General features: G+C 72.6%; 16 protein-coding genes. 6 read left to right on the plus strand and 10 right to left on the minus strand.

Annotated features, from left to right (window positions below):
- Positions 1–26: 26 nt before the first annotated feature.
- The 4 genes from B0I32_RS49695 (at position 27) to B0I32_RS49710 (ending at position 4,654) form a co-directional block, all read left to right on the plus strand.
- Positions 27–608, plus strand: a complete 582-nt coding sequence (locus B0I32_RS49695) for a dihydrofolate reductase family protein (protein ID WP_106251745.1) — start codon at positions 27–29, stop codon at positions 606–608.
- A 78-nt stretch (positions 609–686) separates the two neighbouring features.
- Complete coding sequence (locus B0I32_RS49700) at positions 687–1,079, plus strand: hypothetical protein (RefSeq protein WP_106251747.1); 393 nt, start codon at positions 687–689, stop codon at positions 1,077–1,079.
- A 1-nt stretch (position 1,080) separates the two neighbouring features.
- Positions 1,081–3,168: a DUF4132 domain-containing protein gene (locus tag B0I32_RS49705; RefSeq protein WP_106251748.1), complete on the plus strand. Its 2,088-nt coding sequence runs from the start codon at positions 1,081–1,083 to the stop codon at positions 3,166–3,168.
- A gap of 187 nt (positions 3,169–3,355) precedes the next feature.
- Positions 3,356–4,654, plus strand: a complete 1,299-nt coding sequence (locus tag B0I32_RS49710) for a serine hydrolase domain-containing protein (RefSeq protein WP_219912422.1) — start codon at positions 3,356–3,358, stop codon at positions 4,652–4,654.
- 13 nt (positions 4,655–4,667) lie between these two features.
- On the opposite strand, the gene B0I32_RS49715 is transcribed toward B0I32_RS49710, so the two are convergent.
- The 6 genes from B0I32_RS49715 to B0I32_RS49735 all read right to left on the minus strand — a co-directional run bounded on the left by B0I32_RS49715 (position 4,668) and on the right by B0I32_RS49735 (position 8,885).
- Positions 4,668–5,891, minus strand: a complete 1,224-nt coding sequence (locus B0I32_RS49715; RefSeq protein WP_106251752.1) for an RNA polymerase sigma factor — start codon at positions 5,889–5,891, stop codon at positions 4,668–4,670.
- An 87-nt stretch (positions 5,892–5,978) separates the two neighbouring features.
- The gene (locus B0I32_RS49720; RefSeq protein WP_106251753.1) at positions 5,979–6,356 is read right to left on the minus strand and encodes a YciI family protein; all 378 of its coding nucleotides are present in this window, start codon (positions 6,354–6,356) and stop codon (positions 5,979–5,981) included.
- 17 nt (positions 6,357–6,373) lie between these two features.
- Positions 6,374–6,850, minus strand: coding sequence for a dihydrofolate reductase family protein (locus B0I32_RS49725; RefSeq protein WP_106251755.1), 477 nt, complete (start codon positions 6,848–6,850; stop codon positions 6,374–6,376).
- 103 nt (positions 6,851–6,953) lie between these two features.
- Complete coding sequence (locus B0I32_RS49730) at positions 6,954–8,201, minus strand: esterase/lipase family protein (protein WP_219912423.1); 1,248 nt, start codon at positions 8,199–8,201, stop codon at positions 6,954–6,956.
- A 130-nt stretch (positions 8,202–8,331) separates the two neighbouring features.
- On the minus strand, positions 8,332–8,487 hold the full coding sequence (locus B0I32_RS58435; RefSeq protein ID WP_181308659.1) for a hypothetical protein: 156 nt from the start codon (positions 8,485–8,487) through the stop codon (positions 8,332–8,334).
- 80 nt (positions 8,488–8,567) lie between these two features.
- A complete protein-coding gene (locus tag B0I32_RS49735; RefSeq protein WP_106251758.1) occupies positions 8,568–8,885 on the minus strand; it encodes a hypothetical protein in 318 nt (105 codons plus the stop codon).
- A gap of 122 nt (positions 8,886–9,007) precedes the next feature.
- On the opposite strand from B0I32_RS49735, the gene B0I32_RS49740 reads away from it, so the two are divergent.
- The gene (locus B0I32_RS49740) at positions 9,008–9,952 is read left to right on the plus strand and encodes an acyltransferase domain-containing protein (protein WP_106251760.1); all 945 of its coding nucleotides are present in this window, start codon (positions 9,008–9,010) and stop codon (positions 9,950–9,952) included.
- A 13-nt stretch (positions 9,953–9,965) separates the two neighbouring features.
- Here the strand turns inward: B0I32_RS49740 and B0I32_RS49745 are convergent, their stop codons facing one another.
- The 3 genes from B0I32_RS49745 to B0I32_RS49755 form a co-directional block, all read right to left on the minus strand.
- Positions 9,966–11,090, minus strand: coding sequence for a DUF418 domain-containing protein (locus B0I32_RS49745; protein ID WP_106251762.1), 1,125 nt, complete (start codon positions 11,088–11,090; stop codon positions 9,966–9,968).
- A 91-nt stretch (positions 11,091–11,181) separates the two neighbouring features.
- Positions 11,182–14,454 carry an ATP-binding protein gene (locus tag B0I32_RS60590; protein WP_106251764.1) on the minus strand — a complete coding sequence of 1,091 codons (3,273 nt, stop codon included), beginning with the start codon at positions 14,452–14,454 and terminating at the stop codon, positions 11,182–11,184.
- Between the two features lie 12 nt (positions 14,455–14,466).
- On the minus strand, positions 14,467–15,330 hold the full coding sequence (locus B0I32_RS49755) for a ketopantoate reductase family protein (protein ID WP_106251765.1): 864 nt from the start codon (positions 15,328–15,330) through the stop codon (positions 14,467–14,469).
- A 67-nt stretch (positions 15,331–15,397) separates the two neighbouring features.
- On the opposite strand from B0I32_RS49755, the gene B0I32_RS49760 reads away from it, so the two are divergent.
- Positions 15,398–16,021: a TetR/AcrR family transcriptional regulator gene (locus tag B0I32_RS49760; RefSeq protein ID WP_106251767.1), complete on the plus strand. Its 624-nt coding sequence runs from the start codon at positions 15,398–15,400 to the stop codon at positions 16,019–16,021.
- A gap of 27 nt (positions 16,022–16,048) precedes the next feature.
- Here the strand turns inward: B0I32_RS49760 and B0I32_RS49765 are convergent, their stop codons facing one another.
- The gene (locus B0I32_RS49765) at positions 16,049–20,062 is read right to left on the minus strand and encodes a DddA-like double-stranded DNA deaminase toxin (RefSeq protein WP_181308661.1); all 4,014 of its coding nucleotides are present in this window, start codon (positions 20,060–20,062) and stop codon (positions 16,049–16,051) included.
- Positions 20,063–20,095 lie beyond the last annotated feature (33 nt).

Below are 20,095 nucleotides of genomic sequence, written 5' to 3' on the forward strand. Positions count from 1 at the left end.
ACTCCCCGACGAAGAGGAGAGAGCTCGTGGGCAAGGTGGTCATGTACAGCTCGGTGTCGGTCGACGGCTTCATCGCCGACCGGAACGACCAGGTCGGGCCGCTGTTCGAGTGGCTGTCCAACGGTGACGTCCCGCTGGACGAGAGCGGGCAGGCCAAGGTGTCTCAGGCGTCGTACGACTACACCCGCCCGTACTGGGACGAGATCGGCGTGACGATCGCCGGCCGCCACGTCTTCGACCTGACGGACGGCTGGGGCGGCCAGCCGCCGAGCGGGATCGCCCACGTGGTCGTGGTGACGCACCGGCCGAGCCCCGAGGGCTGGGACCCCGAGGCGCCGTTCCACTTCGCCGACGGCGTAGCGGCCGCCATGGCGAAGGCGCGGGAGCTCGCGGGCGAGCGTACGGTCGAGGTCGCCGCCGGGGACGTCGGCGGCCAGATGCTGGCCGCGGGGCTGGTCGACGAGGTGGCCATGGACGTGGTGCCCGTGGTGTTCGGATCGGGCAAGCGCTACTTCGGCTCGGTCGGCGGGCAGCACCTGCTGGAGGACCCCCACGTGGTGATCCAGGGGAACCGGGTGCTGCACCTGCGTTACCGCGTGCGCCGGTGAGCTCGTCCTCGGAGATCTGTCGTTCGCCGCTGCTATAGATGAGGCCGGTACCTGATCTCCACGACAAGAGGATGGCCGATGGCATCGGTGACGTTTCGCGACGAGTCCGCGACCGGGCGGGCGTTGGAGGAGTTCTCCGTGCCCGGCCTGCCCGACCTGATCTCGGCCAGGGAGCTGGTACGGCTGCGCGTGCGCGAGGAGGTGGCCCGGCACAACGCCTCCCCCACGGCGCACTTCCGGGGCCTGGTCAAGCCGACCGACGCCGAGGCCGAGCTGAACGGCTACCGCTTACGCACCGCGCGCCGGCTCGACTGGGAGCGGCAGGCCGACGCCACCGAGGCCGCGTTCGCCCGCAACGGCTTCCTGCTGCTGGTCGGCGACCGGCAGATCGAGGATCTGGACGTGCTGATCGATCTGGCCGCCGATCCCGTCGTGTCGTTCGTCAAGCTCGTCCCGCTGGTCGGTGGCTGAGATGAGCGTGCTCGACAACGTGCTGTCCCCGCTCGCGCAGCGCCTGCTGCACCTGATCACCGGCACCGCGAACGATCCCACGCACTGGCCGGGGGCCTCCCGGCTGAGCGTCGGCTTCGCCGGGCTGGGCAGCGGGGCGATCATGGCTCCCACCTCGTACTACGCGCTCGACGAGCGGGCCAGGAAGCGGCTGGTCGAGCCGGCCCGCGAGCTGGTCGGATTCCTGCTGGAGGAGGTCAGGAGACACGCCTACGGCCGTCTTCCCGTGCTGGTGGCGGCCGGGCTGGCGGGCCTGGACGCCGACGTGCGCGCCGTGCTCGCCGAGGGATGCGGGCCGATCGCGGTCGCCGAGATGGACCTGCTGCTCAGCTGGGACGTGGAGCTCAGGGCGCTGTTCGGTGAGGCCGAACGTTTTTCCGAGCCGGTGCCCAGCCTGCCCGCCTGGCTCGCCGGGCTGCCCGGATACCTGGGCTTCGCCCGTACGGCGCTGGAGACGGCGCGCGACCGCGTCGCGGCGATCCACGCGGGCGAGATCCCGTACCGCGCGGAGAAGGCGTTCGACGACGGCGAGAAGCGGGTGCTCGGCAGGGCAGTGCGGCTGGCGCTCTTCCGCGACGAGACCTGGCTGCCCGAGCTGCTGGACGAGCTCGTACGCGGGATCGCGGTGGCCCCCACTCAGGCCAAGACCCTGCCCTCGCAGGCGTTGCTGTTCGAGATCGCCCGCGCGGCGGAGCAGTATCCGACGCCCGAGGCGATCTCCGCGCTGCGCACCGCCCGCCGCATCACCCGGCACGGCGGGGTGCCGATGCAGCTCGACCGCAAGTTCAAGCGCATGGAGCCGGCTCTGGCGGATCGGCTGGAGGTGGCGTTCAGGATCCCCGACGGGCGGGTACGCGAGACGTTCGGCGAGCACACGGCGGTGATCTCGACCGACGACGGGGTCGAGCTGTCGTGGTGGCACGGGGACAAGAAGCTCAAATCGGTCCCGGCTGCGGTCAGGCGGGAGTACCCCGACGAGGTCAAGCGGCTGCGCGAGCTGGCCAAGCTGACCCAGCAGCAGCAGGCGACCCTCGGCCGGGCGCTGGAGGCCGGCTACACCGGCGACACGGCCGCGCCATACCGGCGGCTCGACGGCCATCCGGTCACTGAGCGGCTGATCTGGGAGTTCGAGGTCTCCCCCGGCGTGTGGCGCGCCGAGCTGGGGCTGAACGTGCCCGACCTACCGGTGCGGCTGTGGCATCCGGCCCGCGCGTCCGTGGCCGACGTACGCGGCTGGCGGGAGGTGGTGCAGGGCAAGGAGCTGCGGCAGCCGTTCAAGCAGGCCTTTCGCGAGATCTACCTGCTCACCCCCGCGGAGGAGGCGGCCGGCCACTGGTCCGGCCGCTTCGAGGGGCACGTGGTGCACTATCGCCGGTTGCGGGCGCTGTTCAAGGACCGGGGCTGGCAGTCCAAGTTCCAGGGCCACTGGGAGGAGGACTGCGACGCGCACCGCGTCATGGCGGGCGGAGGGTGGCGGGCGTCGCTGGAGCACTATCTGTCCGGTGACGACTACGCCGAGATCGGCCGCGCCCGCTTTCAGCGGATGGCCGGCGGGACGTGGCACGACGCGCCGCTGACGGAGGTGCCGCCGCTGGTGTTCAGCGAGGCCATGCGGGACATCGATCTGTTCGTGGCCGTGGCCTCGATCGCGACCGATCCCGAGTGGACCGGCCAGGGGCCCGACCGGCTGCGCGACTACTGGCAGGCCGGCCCGTTCGCGCCCCTGCCGCCCTCCGCCGAGGTGCGCAGGGACGCGCTGTCCCGCCTGATCGGGCGCACGGCCATCGCCGACCGGTGCTCCCTCACCGATCGACATCTGGTGGTACGGGGTGATCTGCGCACGTACAAGATCCATCTGGGGTCGGCGAACATCCTGATGGAGCCCAACGACGCCTACCTGTGCATCGTCTCCGCCCGCGGCCCCCAGCCGGGGTTGTTCCTGCCGTTCGAGGAGGACGGGCGGCTGGCGCTCATCCTCAGCAAGGCGTTCCTGCTGGCGAACGACACCGCCATCACCGACCCCTCCATCACCCGCCAGCTCCAGGGATGATCGCCGGATCAAAAGGCGTCGTCCGCCCTGCCGGATTCTTCGGCTGCCACATCACGCTCCCGTCCCTGCGTTGCGGTTCGCCAGCTTTCGCCCGTACGACCGCCGCGGGTTCGCGGCGCAGGACATGATCTCCATCACACGGCTTCCGGACGATCGGCGGCACTAGCCTGGTGCGGTGGGATGGGATTTGGGTGAGCTTGTCGACAAGTACGACGTGCCGGGTGCGCAGGTCGCCGTGCTGGCCGATGGGGAGATTCGCGACGAGGCTGCGGGTGTGCTGAGTCTGCGTACCCGGGTCGAGGTCACGACCGACTCGGTGTTCAAGGTCGGCTCGATCACCAAGATCTGGACGGCGACGCTGATCCAGCAACTGGCCGGCGATGGCGTGCTGGATCTCGACCGCCCCGTTCGCGACTACCTGCCCGGCTTCCAGCTGAACGATCCGGCCGCCACCGCGTCCCTGACCGCCCGCCACCTGCTCACCCACACCGGTGGGATCGACGGCAACCACTTCATCGACACCGGTCGTAACGACGACGCGATCGAGAGGTTCGTCGCCACCCTCGCCGAGGCCGACCACCTCTTCCCGCCTGGCACCATCCTCTCCTACTCCAACAGCGGGTACGTGATCCTCGGCAGGCTCGTGGAGGTGTTACGCGGCAAGCCCTTCCATGACGTGCTCCGCGAACGTCTGGTGATGCCACTGGGCCTGGGCACCGCCGCCTTCGACGCCTACGAGGCGATTCTGCACCGCGCCGCCGTCGGCCATGTCCATACGGGCGGAGGGGTCGTTCCCACTACGACGTGGGCGGTTTCCTACTATTCCGCTCCCAGCGGCTCCCACTTCGCGATCAGCGCACGCGAGTTGCTGGAGTTCGTCCGCCTGCATCTCACCGATCCCGCGCTGGCGGCGCTGCGTGAACCTCAGGTCGGCTCCGTTCCGGACTTCGGTGGCGGGGTCATCGGCTGGGGGCTCGGCTGGATGCTCTACCAGGACGGGGTGGTCGGCCATACCGGCGTCTCCAAAGGGCAGAAGGCCTTCCTTCGTGTCGTTCCGTCGGCGGGCGTGGCGGTGGCCGTACTGACCAACAGTTCGGGCGGCGAGCCGCTGGCGTACGAGATCTTGGCCTCGGTGCTCAAGGACCTCGCCGGTGTCGAGACGGCGCCGCTGCCCGTGCCGCCCTCGAACCCGACCCGGATCGACGCGGACCGGATGTGCGGCACCTACCGCTCCACGTTGTACGACTTCACCCTCACCAGCGAGCACGACCGCGCGTTCCTCAGCCATCACCCGCGCAACGACATCGCCGCGACTCTTCTTGGCGGGCCTGGGAAGCGTGTCGAGGTCGTCCGCCTGAACGACAGCTCGATCATCACCGCCGAGCCGAAATCCGGGGGCCACCAGGTCCTGTCTCTGGTGGGCTGTGACGGACGCGGACGCGCCCGGTTCCTGCACGACGGCGCTGCTGCCTACCGGATCTCCTGAAGGCGCGGTCACGTCATCCAGAGTCGATCTCCGTCTGAGCGCGGTCTTCGAGGAAGGCTCGGGCGGCTGGGTCTGTGGTGAGGGCGGAGGCTCGGGTGTAGGCCGTGGCTGCTTGCCGGTGGTGGCCGAGGCGGGTCAAGAGGTCGGCGCGGGCTGCGTGGTAGGGCTGGAAACGTTCGCGTTCGACGGGCAGTGACTCCAGGAGTGACAGGCCCGTTCCGGGTGCGCGGGTGCGGCCGATGACGGCGGCGTGGGCCACCCGGCTGCCCAGGCTCGGTGCGATCGCCACCAGGGCGGTGTAGAGGGTGCACAGGGCGTTGTCGTCGGTGGTGCCGGTGCGGGCGCGGTCGCAGTGGACGGACTGGATGGCGGCCTCCAGTTGGAAGCGGCCGGGGGCTTGGCCGGGGCGGGCGGCTCGGCGGAGGTAGGACTCGCCCTCGGCTATGAGGTGGTGGTCCCATTCGTGGGGATTCTGGGCGTGCAGGGGGAGGTAGCGGTCGCCGGGAGGTGTGGCGCGGGCCGAGGCGAGGGTGAGGAGTGCGGCCAGGGCCCAGGCCTCGGGTTCGTCGCCGAGCAGGGTCGCGGTCGTGACGGCCAGGTAGCGGGCCTCGCCGGCGAGTGATGCCGCCTCGCCTCTCTCGGGGAAGGCCAGGGCGTAGCAGCCGTACACAGCTTCGAGGACCGGGGGCAGTCGCTCGGGCATGGCCTGCCGGCCGGGGACGACGAAGGGGATCTTGGCGTCCCTGATCCGGCGCTTGGCTCGTACCAGGCGTTGCGACATCGCCCCTGCGGGCACGGCGAAGGCGTGCGCGATCTGGGCGGAGTCGAACCCGAGCACGGCCTGCAACATCAGCGGGGTGCGGACGTTGGCGGCGATGGCCGGGTGGGCGCAGACGAACAGCAGGGCCAGGCGGCGGTCCGGGATCCCGTCCGGGTCGAGGTCGTTCAGTGGGTGAACGGCGCCGGTGGTCGCCTCCAGTGGCTGGTTGCGGCGGTGGGCGGCGGATTTCCACAGGTCGCGCTGCCGGTTGCGGGCCACCGTCAGCAGCCAGCCGTCGGGATTGTCCGGTACGCCGTCGCGGGGCCAGGTGGTCAGGGCCTGTTCGAAGGCGTGCGCCAGGGTGTCCTCGGCGAGTTCTACGTCGCCGGTCGGCGCGGCCAGGAGGGCGAGCAGCCGGCCGTACGAGGCTCGGGCGGTGCGTTCGGCGACCTGATGTGCGGCCTTCTCACCGGTCATGTCGCCTCACCGGTCATGACGTCTCACCGGTCATGACGTCTACCGGGTCGCGGCGACACGGCCTCGGGCACAGCCCGTTCCCGCCGATCATGACGATGGAACCCAGGTCCCGGCCTCCGTGTGTACGGCGCCGGGGCGGATCTCGACGGTGCCCCACGACAGTGGCGGGGCCTGGCGGGCCCAGTCCAGGGCGGTGTCCAGGTCCGGGACGTCGATGACGATCACGCCCCCGAGCTGCTCCTTCGTGTCGGCGAACGGGCCGTCCTGGATCCGCGGCTCCCCGTCCACCAGCGTGAGCGTGGTCGAGCTGGACGACGGCTGCAGCACCTGGCCGCTGACCAGGATCTCGGCCTGCTCCAGGGTGGCGGCGTAGGCGGCCATGGCCCGCATGCCCTCGGCCATCGCCTCCGCCCCGATCGACTCCTCGGTGGCCTCGCCGTAATGGAACAACAACATGTACCGCATGTCTGGATTCTTCCTCTTCAGCTGGTCAGGTAGCGCGCGATCAGCACGCCGGTCGTGGTGGTGATCGTCTCCTGCAAGGCCAGGTCCGTACGTTCTCCCGCGCCGAACAACCGCGTGCCCGAGCCGAGCACGGCCGGGTGGATCAGCAGGACGCACTCGTCCACCAGGCCCGCCGCGTGCAGGGAGAGGTAGGCGAGGTCGGTGCCGGGCCGGCGGGAGGTGACGTACTGGGGCGCGTTGACCAGCGCCTCGGTGAACGGGTTCGGGTCGGTCACCGAGGTCCGGTGGCCGAGCATGTCGTCGTACGAGCGGTGCCCGAAGAGCATCGCGGCGGCCGGGTCCATGCCGCCGACGTACTTGGCGATCACCTCGTCGGCGTACCCGATGCCCCAGCCGCCGTGACGGAAGCCGCCCCTGGTGTCCTCGTCCGCCCGGCCCGGGCCCTGCATGACGCCGTCCAGGCTGAGGTTCGCCAGAACGCTGATCGTGCCCATCTTCTCTCCTCGTGATCGTGCCGGCCGCAGGAGCGGCCGGCACAGTGATGACGAGGTCGGGAGGGGTGAACAGACACGCGGTCGCGCGATGGGTGGAAAAGGTTCAGCCGAGCCAGGTCGCGAGCTGGGACATGGCGCTGGAGGACCAGCCGAGTTTGAGGTGGTTGAGCGGGAGGGTCACCGTGGCGGCGCGGTTGGCGATGCCGTCGGTCGCGGTGCAGCTCGCCACGAAGACGGCGCCGTCGGACGGGCCCGTGTGCTCGTTGTGCAGCAGCGCCATGTCCGGCATGTTGCCGCACAGCTGGTAGACCGGCACGCTCGACGCAGTGCCCGCGTTGATGAGGGGCTGGACGAGGGAGCCCCGGTCGATGGCCCACTGGATGCCGCGGCCGGCCGTGTAGAAGCCGGTGCCGCCGTAGTAGGTGGTGTACCAGTCCTGCTCGGCGACGGGCAGCGGGTAGACGTCGTCCCAGCGGTAGAGCATGTCGTCGGAGCCGGGGTAGGCGTTGCCCTCGTAGCTGAGCTCGGGGTGGTTGCGCCACAGCGCGTAGCAGACCATCTGGGAGTGCGGCGCGGGCGCGTTCAGCGAGCCGCCGCATTCAGGAAATATCGCGAAATCGTGGGTCCAGCCGTGCCGATAGCCCCAGTCGAAGCCCTTGTTCGGCCCGCCGACGAGGATCAGCTTCCTGACGTCGCCCGCGTACGCCGTGCCCCAGGACTTGCGCAGCGACGAGACGTACATGCGCGCGTTGAACGCCCCCTTCGACCAGCCGATCACGTCCACCTGCGCGGCCCCGGTCTTCGCCCGGATCCTGGCCACGGCGTCGTGGATCTGCTCGGCCCAGTAGTGGCCGTCCCCCGTGATGTGCGGGAAGCCGATCGCGAAGACCTTGTAGCCCCGGCCGTCGAGGTGCTGCATGAGGCCGGTGGTGGGGCAGCTGGCCTGGCCGCAGCCGTACGCGCCGCTCGCGTTGGGGTTGGCCCAGGCCAGGTCGGCGGTCTGGTTGGCGCCGTGCACGAGCAGCACGGGGGTGGTCTTGGTGCCCGTCTGCCAGCCCGGCGCGTGGTACAGCAGGAAGCGCGAGGAGTGCGGGCGGGCGACGTCGCCGAAGAGCCGCCTGGTCTGTCCCTTCTGATCGCCGCGTCCGTCGGACGGGTACGTCTCGGCCTGGAACCCGGTGGAATCGTCCTTGTAGCGCTCGACGAGGGCCCAGCCGTTCTCCAGGCCCGAGGTGTAGGTGGCCTCCAGCGTCACCGATCCCGTCGCGGTCGCCGCCGCGGGTGTCGTGACCAGCGCACCGGCCGATAAAGCGAGGGCCGCGACCATCCGCGTCCACGAACGCCGTCCCATCAGACCTCCCACGAAGCTGAAGTTGAGCCATGCTCACCCGGCCCAGGACGCCGGTCAATGTGAGCCGCCCCCATAGCCCGGTGTCGGCCGCCGACGGGCTTGGACCTCTCATCGCCACGGAATACGGACCCTAGCCAGGGTGGACGGTCAGGTCGCCCCAGTGGGCCGGCCAGGCGATGCGCCGGCCGATCGTCCAGGCGAGCAGGCGGACACGGCCCGGTGGGACGATCACGGTGCCGTCCTCAAGCGCGGCGGGGCCGGCCGCCGGGTCCAGGGAGTCGATCATGCCGGCCGACGATAACGGCGAGCTCCGACATTCGCGCGAGGCTCGCACGATGTCGTGGGGTCAGGCGTCGTCGCACCCCTTCACCCGCACCCCTTCACCCGCACCAGGTAACGCGCCAGGTCTTCCGTCGTTACGCGCTCCTCGCCTATGGGGGCCGGCCCCTCCCCCGCCTTCACGTCGCCGTAGGCCCAGGACTCGGGAGTGATCTCAGGCGTGGGTGTCGGCGTCAGCGTCGGTGTCGGTGTCGGTGTCGGTGCGTTCTCGGCGATCCAGGCGTCGACCAGCCTGTCCCTGGAGGGCGCCGTCATCAGGCAGGACACGCCGACCGGCGCCGCCGCCGGCAGCGCCGGGACCGCGGCCAGCCCAAGGCCGACCAGAACCGCGATACGCCACCCCACCGCCGCCTCCCGACCGCGCTTGGACCAGGCGCCCCAGCATGCCTTACCTAGATCACGAACAGAGCATTCACGGTGCGGGGCAGGAGGTCCGGAGTGGCATCGGGGCGAATAGGATCAACCGCGTGGATCTGCACGAAACCGCTGCCCGGCTCGGGGTGTCCGTCGAAGAGGTCGAGCGCGTGCACCGGCTCGCCGGTGACCGGCCGTCGGCTCCGTTGCCCGCCAAGGCCGATGCGCCGGCGCTGCTCGAACGGCTGGCGGTGCGGGCGGACGACGCGGCCGAGATCATGGAGGGCTGGCCCGGCCCGGGCTCCCCGCTGTGGACGCCCGAGCTGCGCTGGCTGCTCGACCGGTCGATCGCCCTGGTCCGGGCCGACGTCGGCGGTCATGAGTGGCTGTCGCCCGGTCCGTCGCTGCCCCGTGAGCGGGGGCCCGCGTGGCGGCATCTGTACGTGTACGCGTACCTGGCCCTGGTCGACGACGCCCTGAGATACCACCGCGACCACGGCATCGCCGCGGACGTGTCGTGGGCGAGCCTCGCGGATCTGGGCCGCAACCTGGCGGTCGACCGGCGCATGCGCCGCGAGGGCTGGCCGGTGATGCAGAGCTGGCTGACCCTGCACTCACGCGGCACCATCTACGAGCTGGGCCGGCTGCAGCACCAGCACAACGACGAGGCCATCGAGCTGCACATCCCCGAGTCGGGGCCGATGACCCCCGAGGCGGTGGACGCCTCGCTCGACGAGGCGCGGGCCTTCTTCCCGCGCCACTTCCCCGACCGGCCCTACCAGGCGTTCTCCTGCGGCTCGTGGCTGCTCGATCCGCAGTTGCTGGAGTACCTGCCGGCGGACTCCAACATCGTCAGGTTCCAGCGCAGGTTCGAGCTGGAGCCGGACGAGGAGCAGGAGGGAAACGACGCCGACATCGAGGTGCAGCGGTTCGTGTTCCGCACGCTGACCACGCCGCTCGACGAGCTGCCACGCCGTACGGTGCTCCAGCGCGCGATCGTCGATCATCTGCAGGCCGGCCGCCACTGGCGCGTCCGCCGTGGCCACCTCCCGATGTGACCCGTCAAGGACATCAGCGGTTGGTGAGGCGGCGCAGCAGGATCTCGGCGGGCCCGCGATGGCCCGTCCTGCGCATCACGTCGGCCAGCAGGATCGACGCGCCCCAGACCGCGACCGCGACGCCGAAGGTGGCCGGCAGGCTCAGGTCGTCGCTCAGGTCGAGCGTGAACGGGTAGAACAGCGCCACCCACACCACCGACTGGAAGAGGTAGAAGGTCAGCGACCGCTGCCCGAGCGCCGACAGCGCCAGCGTGACGGGCCCGCGGTCGCCGCCGATCCGGTACGCGACGAGCCCGACGAGGGCGGCCAGGCCGATGCCGCCGGCGTAGCCGGTCAGATCGTGCGCGAAGGCGGCCAGCCAGGCCACGGGGGCGGAGGTGACCGGCCACGCCCCGGCCAGCATCAGCGCGGCGGGGATCCGGGCCGCGGCGGCGACGCCCAGGCAGATCAGGGCGACGCGGCGGAGCAGCGTCAGGTGCCGCTCCGGCTCGTCGAGGATCCTGCGCCGGGCGGCCCAGAGGCCGGCCAGCATGCCAGGCACCACCATGATCGTGGACACCGCGGTCTCGACCGGCCAGGTCGGGATGGCGGCGACCAGGTGCAGGCCCAGGCTCGGCTCCATGTACGCGGCCAGGGTGACCGGCGTGCCGGCCGCCGCCGCGATCAGCGCGTTCGCGCTCTGCCAGGCCAGCAGCAGGGTCGCCGGGAGCAGGGTCGCGCCGGCCGTCCACAGCAGCACCGAGTCCCTGGCCCGGACGATCGGCGCGAGGGCGAGCAGCGTCAGTCCGTACACCGCGACGATGTCGATCGGCACCAGGATGACCGTGTTCGCGAACCCGATGACGGTCAGCCAGAGCCCCCGGCGCCGCAGCAGCCCCTTGAACGAGCTCCACTCGGTCTGCCGCCTGGCGAGCTGCCCCAGCCCGTAGCCGAACAGGAAGACGAACATCGCCCGCGCCTGGTTGTCGGCGACCAGCGATTTGACGAACTTGAAGACGCCGTTCAGCCAGGCGGGCCCGGCGTCCCAGTCGGCGACGAGGGCCGGTGCGTGCGCCAGCGCGATCAGCAGCAGCATGAAACCGCGGGCGAGATCCGGTGCCAGCGACCGGGCGCTCACGTTGACGGACATGGTGGACATGGGGGTCCTTCCGGGGGTGAGGGTTCTTCCGAACGCCACCCACGATGTCCGCGAAGCCTGACAGCGACCTGATGAGCCGCCCGCGCGGCTGTCAGGTCAGCTCGGCCAGCCGGTTCAGCGCCTCCTGCCTGGGCATCTCCGCACCCCTCCGATACGCCGCACGATAATCCTGCTCGCCGACGCGCGCGGTGAGCTCCGCCACCAGGTCGCGCAGTTCCGGCTCGCCCCGGTCGAACACGCCGCGAATGGCCTGGCTCGTCCCGAGCGCGGTCGCCGCGCCGGCCGGGTCGCCCTCCAGCAGGAGCAGGCGGGCCAGGTGCTCCGCCGCCGACGCCGGGTCCCGTGCGGCGAAGGCCGCCAGGATCGCGGCGGGCAGCAGGTCGCGGGCCCGCCCGGCCGCTCCGTCCGCCAGCCGGTCGGCCAGCCGGGCCGCGGCCACCCGCCCCGCGGCGGCCTCCGCGGGGATCGACATCTCCCGCGCGAACGCCTCCAGCCGGTCGAGCGTCCGCTCGGCCCGGTCCACCTCGCCGCCGCGGCGGTGCAGGTCGGCCAGGCGCAGCAGCAACTCGATCTCCGAGTACGGCTGCGCCCGCCGCACCACCCGCCGCCGCGCGGCCGCCACGTCCGCCGCCGCCCCCTCCTGGTCACCGCCCCGCATGCGCAGCCCGGCCAGCCAGGAGCGGTACATGACCTCCTCGCCGGCGCTGAACTCGGCGGCCAGGGCGACGGCGCGCTCGGCCATGGCGACGGCCGTGCCGTAGTCGCCCTCGACGGAGTGCACGCGCGCCAGGCTCATCAGCGTCATCGCCAGCCCGTACCGGTCGCCCACGCCTTCGAACAGGGCCAGCGTGACGGCCAGCCGCTCCGCTCCGCCGCGCCAGTCGCCGCGGTCGGTCAGGACGAAGGCGTCCACCCAGTGGGCCGCCGCCCTGGCCCACGGGTGCGGGTGCCGCATCGCCCGGGGCAGCTCGCGTTCGAGCAGGTCGTCGAAGCCGAGGAAGTACGCGGGCGCGATCGCGATCACGGCCAGCATCGGATAGCGGTCGATCGCGCCTGTGCGATGGACGTCCTCGATCACCGCGCGTGCCTCGGCCGGATCGGGCAGCGACCCGCTGTTGTTGGCCAGCCGGTGCATCGCGGTGAAGGCGGCCAGGACCTGGCCGGGCAGCGCGTCGCCGAACTCCAGCACCTCGGCCAGGAAAGCCTCGGCGCGGGCGTCGAAGCGGGCGTTCCAGTAGAGCCAGAGCGGGCCGAGCAGCCGCCAGGCGGAATCGGCGTCGCCGTCGTCGATGGACACGCGCAGCGCGGAGACCAGGTTGTCGTATTCGCCCTCGATGACGTCCTTGGCGCCTACCTGGGCGCCGGTGAGCAGCACCGGCTCCTGCTCCTCCATCAAGTTCCGGAAGAACGCGACGAACCGGGCGGAGGTCGCCGCCCGCTCGCCGGCCTGGCGCAGCCGTTCCGCCGCGAAGACCCGTACCGTCTCCAGCATCCGGTAGCGTCCGTCGCCCTGCACGATCGACTTCTCGACCAGCGAGCCGAGCACGTAGACGACGTCCTCGGCCGGCAGCGGCCCGTCGCCGTCCGGGTCGGCGCAGACGGCTTCCACGGCGGCGACCCCGGCCTCGTCCGGGAAGATCGACATCCGCCGGGCCAGCGCCTGCTCCGGCTCGCTCAGCAGCTCCCAGCTCCATTCGACCACCGCGGCCAGCGTGCGCTGGCGCGGCAACGCGGCCCTGTCGCCGGACGTGAGCAGCCGGAAGCGGTCGTCGAGCCGCCGAGCGATCTGCCCGACCGGCATCGAGCGCAGCCTGGCCGCCGCCAGCTCCAGCGCGAGCGGCAGGCCGTCCAGCCGGCGGCAGATCTCCGCCACCGGCCCCGACGTGTCCGCGTCCAGCTCGAAGTCGGGCCGCACCGCCCTCGCCCGGTCCACGAACAGCCGCACCGCCGCCGGCTCCGCCAGCGGCGCCAGCCGGCACAGCGTCTCGCCGGTGACCGCCAGCGCCTCCCTGCTGGTCGCCAGGATCGTCAGGTACGGCAGGCGGTCCAGCAGCCGCCGCCCGAACCCGGCCGCGGCGTCCAGCAGGTGCTCGCAGTTGTCCAGCACCAGCACCGCCTCGCCCGCGCCGAGCAGGTCGGCCACCCGCTCCACCGGATCCTCCGCCCGCCCGGCCGCCCGCTGCCCGGGCGGGCCGGAGTCACGGGAGCTGACCGCGCCGAGCACCGCCTCAGCCAGCCGCTCCGACGCGCCGTGCACCGAGTCGGCCGGCCGCTCTGACGCGCCGAGCACCGCCTCAGCCGACCGTTCGGACCCACCGAGCACCGCCTCAACCGGCCGCCCGGACCCACCGAGCACTGCGTCGGCCGCCCGGCCCGGCGCGCCGGGACGTCGTTCCGGCGCCGTCACGCCGGCCAGTGGTACGAACCAGACCCGGCCGCGCTCGTGCGCCCGGTGCCGGGTCGCCGCCTCCAGGGCCAGCCGGGTCTTGCCGGCCCCGCCGGGACCGACGACGGTGACCAGCCGGGCCGTCTCCAGCAGCCCGGCCAGCAGGTCGAGCTCCTCTTCGCGCCCGACGAAGCTGGTCAGCCGCGCGGGCAGCCGTCCGCGCGCCGCCCGCCCCGGCGCCGCGAACTCGCCGCGGAGCATCGCGAGGTGGGTCTCCCGCAGCTCGGCCGACGGGTCGACGCCCAGTTCCTCGGCCAGCGCCGCCCGGGTCCGCTCGTACGCGGCCAGCGCGTCGGCCTGCCTGCCGGCCGCGTACAGGGCCCGCATCCGCAGGCCGGCCAGCCGTTCCCGCAGCGGATGCCGTGTTCCCGCGTCCTCCAGCTCGGCCAGGACCTCGGTGTGCCGGCCCAGCCGCAGTGCCGCGTCGAACCGGTCCTCGGCGGCGTGGATCCGCAGGTCGGCCAGCCGCAGCGCGGCGGCGCCGGCGAACGGCAGGTCGGGCAGGTCGGCCAGCGCCTGGCCCGACCACAGGTCGAGCGCCTCGCCGAGCAGGCGGGCGGCGGCCTCCGCCCGCCCGGCCGCCAGTTCGCGCCCGCCGCCCGCGGCCAGTTCCTCGAAGCGGAGCGCGTCCACGTCCGCCGCCAGGACCGCCAGCCGGTAGCCGCCGGGGACCGACTCCACGACGGCCACCCCGCGCAATGCCTTGCGCAGCCGCGACACCAGGGCCTGCAGCGCGTTGGCCGCGTCGGCGGGCGGCGCGCCGTCCCACAGGTCGTCGATGAGCGCGTCGGAGGTCACCGCCCGGCCGGCGTCCAGCGCCAGCCGGGCCACGAGCGCGCGCGACCGCGCTCCGCCCAGCATGACCCGGCGCGCGTCGTCGTCGAGGACGCGCACCGGCCCGAGCAGCGCGATCCGCACCGGCTCACCCTCTCAGACATCGGCCCGCAGTTGCTCGGCCAGGCGGTCGAGTTCGGCGGTCGTCGCGGGCGAGGCGGTGCTGAGCCCGCTGTGCACGGCCGTCGGGCTGCGCAGGAAACGCCGCAGCACGGCCACGAGCAGCCCTTCCGGCAGGGTCAGCAACGCGGCGATCGCGCGGGGCACCGGCGGCCCCTGCAGGGCCGCCATGTTCCGCCGCATGAGGCGGATCATGCCGCGGATCGCGTCCGGATCGGCGGCCAGCGCCTGGGGGCCGCCCGCCGCGTCCACGGCCTGGCCGAGCGGCGCCGAGAACGCGGCGTGCGTCTTCAGCCAGGCGTCCATCCGCGGCTCGGCCTTGACGCCGACCCCGGCGGAGCGGAACGTGCGCACGATCCGGTCCAGTCGTGGGGTGGTCCGGCCGCCGGGTTCGCCGATCGGCATCGTGACCAGGCGGGTCAGCGGGCCGGCCGCTCGGTAGCGGACCACGTCGCCGTCCATCGTGCCGCCGGAGGTGGGGAAGCCGAGCAGCACCCGCTCGTGGCCGATCACCGCGCCCAGCGGCCGCGCGCCGGCCGCCCAGTTGAGCATGAACAGCACGTCGCCGTCGACGTCCGCGAGTGACTCCAGCACCGCGTCCACCTGGTGGGTGCGGACGACGACGGCGATCAGGTCGTAGCCGCCGGCGGGGCGGTCGACCACCGGCACCTCCACCCGCCTGACGTCCTGGCTGTCCTGCTCGGCGATCCGTACGCCGTGGCGGCGCAGGTCGGCCAGGCGTTCGCCCCTGGCGAGCAGCGCGACGTCGTGCCCGGCCTCGTGCATGCGGACGGCGAGCAGGGTGCCGCAGACCCCGGCGCCGTAGACGAGCAGTTTCATGGCGGCCCTCTTCCGTGCGGTTCAGTCAAACGTTCGTTTAATTCAAACGACTGTATGCTACGTCCTCATGGCGTCACCCGACACCCGCACCCAGCTTCTCGACGCGGCCGAGCGCCTCTTCGCCGAACGCGGCTACCGCGGCACCTCGGTCCGCGCGATCACCGATCTCGCCGGGGCGAACCTGGCCGCCGTCGCCTACCACTTCGGCTCGAAGGCGGAGCTGCTGGCCGCGGTCGCCCGCCGCGTGATCGAGCCGATCAACGCCGCGCAGTGCGCCGGGCTCGACCGGCTGCTCGCCAGGACCCCTGACCCGCCGGTCGCCGAGCTGGTGGCGGCGTTCGTGGGGCCGATGTACGACGAGATGCGGGCCGGGGACGAGGGCGGCGCGCGGACGTCCCGGCTGATCGTGACGATCCTCAGCGACCCGGCCGAGGAGGTGCGCTCATGGACCGGCCCGGCCGAGGACGCGGTCCGCGATCGTTACCTGGAGGCGTTCACCCGCGCCCTGCCCGACCTGCCCCCGCAGGAGTTGTGGTTCCGGATCCGGGGCATTCTCGCCGTGACGGCCGTGGACCGCGTCGAGGTGCACAACCGGCTGGCCGGGCTGCCACCGGTGGCGGGCGAGGCGGCCAAGCAGTGGGCGATCACGTTCCTGGCGGCGGCGATGAGCGCGCCACCGACCGGAACCTGACGATTCCGGCCGGTGGCGCGAGACCACTCAGTCGAGCCAGCGGCCGACGCCCCGCACGGTGACTTCGAGGAGTTCGGCCGGATTGTCCGGGTCGGGATAGTAGATGGTCATGGTCGTTCCGGTCGGCAGCAACATCTTGACCGCCTGCACGCAGCCGGCCACGGCCTGCCGCTGCCGATCGGGCCCCGTGCCCTCAGGCGGCACCGCGTCGCAGAATCCGCCCGGATTGTTCATGACGAGCCGGAGCGTGTCGTCCCGCAGCTTCACCTCCCGGGTGGCGACGCGGTAGGCGAGCTGCGTCTCAAGGTGCCAGGCCGGGGGCGCGATCGGCAGCCCGAACGCCTGCCCGTACAGCAGGGCGAGACGCTTCTCCAGGGCCGCCAGGTCGTCGTGCAGCCCGCTCTCGACCGTGTAGCGCGCCCACTTGTCCAGGTCGTCGATCGGCGGCAGGTTCGCGATGGGCAGGCCGCTCGCGTCGAGCAGCCGTCCCGACCCGTCGACGATGTAACCCTGGTTGTTCGTCTGCTTGAGCGACTCGCTCACGTTCCGCAGCTGCTGCGCGGTGTCCGCGAACGGGCACTCCCCGCCCTCCAGGACACAGCCGACCGGCAACGTCCGGCGCAGCGACGTCGCCAGGCTCGACTCGTAGAGGGCCGACAGGATGGTCCGGTCGGACAGGTGCCCGTGCAGGTACATCGGGCCCAGGATCGAGTTGTACTCGGCGAACCTGAGCTCCTCGGGGACGAGGGACTCGACGAAGGTCCCCTTCCACTGGCGCGAGTACTGGTTCCAGTCGGGATCGTCGGTCAGCTCCATGATCCCGGTGAAGCAGTCCGTGAAGTTCCAGGCCGTCCCCTTCCAGTGGCTGCCGAAGCCGTTCTTGCACGCGCTGGCCGTCCCGTACTGGGACATGGCGTTGACCAGGTCCAGCGCGGTCAGGGTCATGTACTCCTCGCCGAGCCGGTGGGCCTCGCTCTCCTGGTCGGCGATCCCCCGCGCGGCGAAGTAGAACAGCGGGCTGAGGACGAGGGACATGCAGGCGTCCTGCGCCTTGCCGACGAACTGCCGCTTGCAGTATTCGACGCGTTCCTTCGCGTAACCCTCCGGGTCGTGCAGCGGGCCCTTGGGGTCGTTGAGGATCTCCTCCACGTACGCGTTGCAGTCGTTGTAGCCGGGCAGGCCGTCCTCGGGGCCCCACTTGCAGTGGCCGTACCACTCGCCCTTGACCGAGTTCAGATACTTCTCCGCCTCATCGCGGTAGTGCTCGAACACCTCGGCGGCGATCTGGGCCGCTTCCGCCGCGCTCTTGTTCGCCCGCAGCGCCGAGGCGTACGCGGCGTCGTAGGCGGCGAAGGCGCTGCTCGCGTCCTTGGCCGCCGCGACGGCCGAGGCGCGGGCCCAGCGTGCCGAGAGAGACGCCTCCCTGGCCGACCGCTGCGCCTGCTTGGCCGCGGCGGCGGCGGTGCGGACCGCCTGCGCGGCCTTCTCCGCGGACGCGGCGGCGTCGCGGGCGTGGGCGACGGCCTGGGTGGCGAACGTCCGTGCCTGGTCGGCCGCCTTGCCGGCGTCGTTCGCGTAACCGACGGCCGCCTCCGCCGCGCCGCGCGCCTCCGCCGCCGCGGCCTGCGCGGTGCGGGCGAACTCGACGGCCTGCTGCGCGATCTGCGAGGTCTCGATCATCAGCGACGTGGCGATGTAGTTGTGCGTCGCGGTCGCGTGGTCGCGTTCCGCCGCGCGGTGCCGGTCCACCTCCAGGAACTCCGCCTGCATCGCCGTCGGGCCGGCCAGGGCCACCCGGGCGCCGTTACGGACCTCGGTCCCGTACTGGTCGTCCCCGGCTATCGCGGTGACCTGCGCCCTGAGGTCGATCGCGTACGCGGTGTTGTGCGTGACCTCCAGGAACTTGGTCAGGTCGGCCGGGTCGTCGGAGCGCAGCGCGAGGTTGGCCGCCGCCTCGGTCTCCGCGTGGCCGGCCCGGCGGGCCTCGGCCAGGATCCGGCCGACCTCCTCGCGTTCCTCAGCGGCCCGCTCGGGATAGGCCGGGTCGTCGAGGAACGCGATGACGTCCTGCCACGAGCCGTCGAGCGCCCGCTGGCCGGCGGCTCTCCTGGCCGGGCTGCCGGTGACCAGGAGCCCGGTCAGCGTCGTCCGGTCGTCCTGCTCCTCGGCGGCGGCGAGCCCGCTCCTGACGAACTCGATCGCGAGGACGCGGTCGTCCGCACCGAGCGCGGCCAGGGCGGCGGAGCTGGTCCACGTGCCGGGGATGGTCGCGAAGTAGCGCGCCACCTGCCGTACCTTGCCGGCCGCCACGGCGGGATCGGCCTGAGGGTCGGCGGCCTGGGCGATCAGGGCGTCGATCTCGGGAGTGTGGTAGCGCCGCATCGACGCGCCGAAGCCGCGCGCCTCCCCCAGCCGGGCCTCGGCGGCCTGCTGGCCGATGTGCCGGGCGAAGGACAGTTCGAGCTCGTACTCGTTCTTGAGCCGTTCGTCGTCGGCCGCGCGCGCCGCCGTGTAGACGGCCTGCGCCGTCTCGGCCGCCCGTAACGCGTCCTCGGCCGCGCGGTAGGCGTTGTTCGCGTGCTCCGTCGCCAGTTGGGCCGCGTTGACGGCGCCGCCCGCGTGACTCGCCGCGCTCGCCGCGGCGGCGGCCGCCTGCTCGGCGTAGGACACCGCGCGGGTGGCGGCGTCGCGTGCCTTGCCGGCCGCGTCCTTGGCGATGTCCGCGTGCCGGACCGTCTCCGCGACCGCGCGCTTCGCCCGCTCCGCGCTCGCTCCCGCGCGCGTGGCCGCGGCGAACGCCGCCCGCGCCTCGGCGCTGGACACGCCCGCGTAGTGGCCGGCGGCCTCGGCCGCGCGCCCCGCGGCCTCGGTGTTGGCCCGCGCCGCGTCGGCGGCGGCGATCGCGGTGTACGCCTTCTGGGTCACGTCGTTGATCTGGTTGATGGGCGAGAACCAGGCGGTGATCTGCGGGCCTATCTGCTGCATGGTCCGGTTGTGCGCCGCGGCCTCGTCGGCGGCGTTCGCGTTCAGCTCCGCCCGGGCCGCGGCCGCCCACGCCTCGTCGGACTTCGTGTGCGCCCGCGCCGCCGCGGTCGCCGCGCGTCCCGCCGCCCCGGCGGCGGCCCGTGCGGCGTCGGCCGCCGCCCGCGCGGCCTGTACGGCGACGCGGGAGGCCGCCGCGGCCCGGTCGGCGGCCTCGGCGGCGCGCTGGGCCTGCCGTCTGGCCTCCGCCGACTCCCGTCCGGCCAGCCCGGCGAGGCGCTGCGCCTCCTGCGCGTCCCGCAGGGCCGCTTCGGACTCCACCTTCGCCCGCTCGGACTGCGCCACCGCGGAGATCGCCTCGAAGGCCGCCCGGCGCGTCGCCTCAGCGGCGCTCGCCCGCAGGTCGTCCAGCGTCTGGTTCTCGTTGTCCCTGGCCTGGGCCACCCCCCAGTCGATGGCGACGAACCGCTCCTGCATCTCCTGGCTGCCGTCCTGGAGCGCCCGGTTCGCCGCGGCCTGCACCTCGGGGCCGCCGTCCGCCATCGCGCGGTTGACGACCGCGCGCAGATCCAGCCGGTACGGCACCCGCCACCCCGACTCGATGAACGTCCCGAGCTCCGCCGCGGACCCGTTGCGCAGCACCGCGTTCGCGGCGGCCTTGACCTCCGGCCCACCGGCCGCCTTCATCTCGTTCACGCTGGCGCGCAGGTCGATCTCCCTGGCCCGGGCCCAGCCGCCGTCCAGGAACTTCGCCACGGCATCGGGGGCGTCCGCGATCAGCGCGGCGTTGGCGGCGGCGGACACCTCGGGTCCCCCGCGGGCCTTGATCCGGCCGGCCTGCTCGCGCTCGTCCTGCGCCGCGAGACGGGGCAACTGGGTGAGGAAGGCGCAGATCGCCGCCTCGTCCCCGAGCAGCGCCTGCTCCGCGGCCGGGCGGACGTTCACGCCGCCCGTGACCCAGGCCTCCAGGACCACCTGGCGTTCGCAGGCCGGCGGGTCCGCCGTCGTCGCGGCCCGTACCCCGCTGATCGGGGCGCCCATGAGGAGCAACGAGAGCACTACTCCGACGACGCCGGCCTTCTGCCGGCGAGC

This window comes from Nonomuraea fuscirosea (genome assembly GCF_003001935.1).
In the GTDB taxonomy this organism is placed as follows: Bacteria; Actinomycetota; Actinomycetes; order Streptosporangiales; family Streptosporangiaceae; genus Nonomuraea; species Nonomuraea fuscirosea.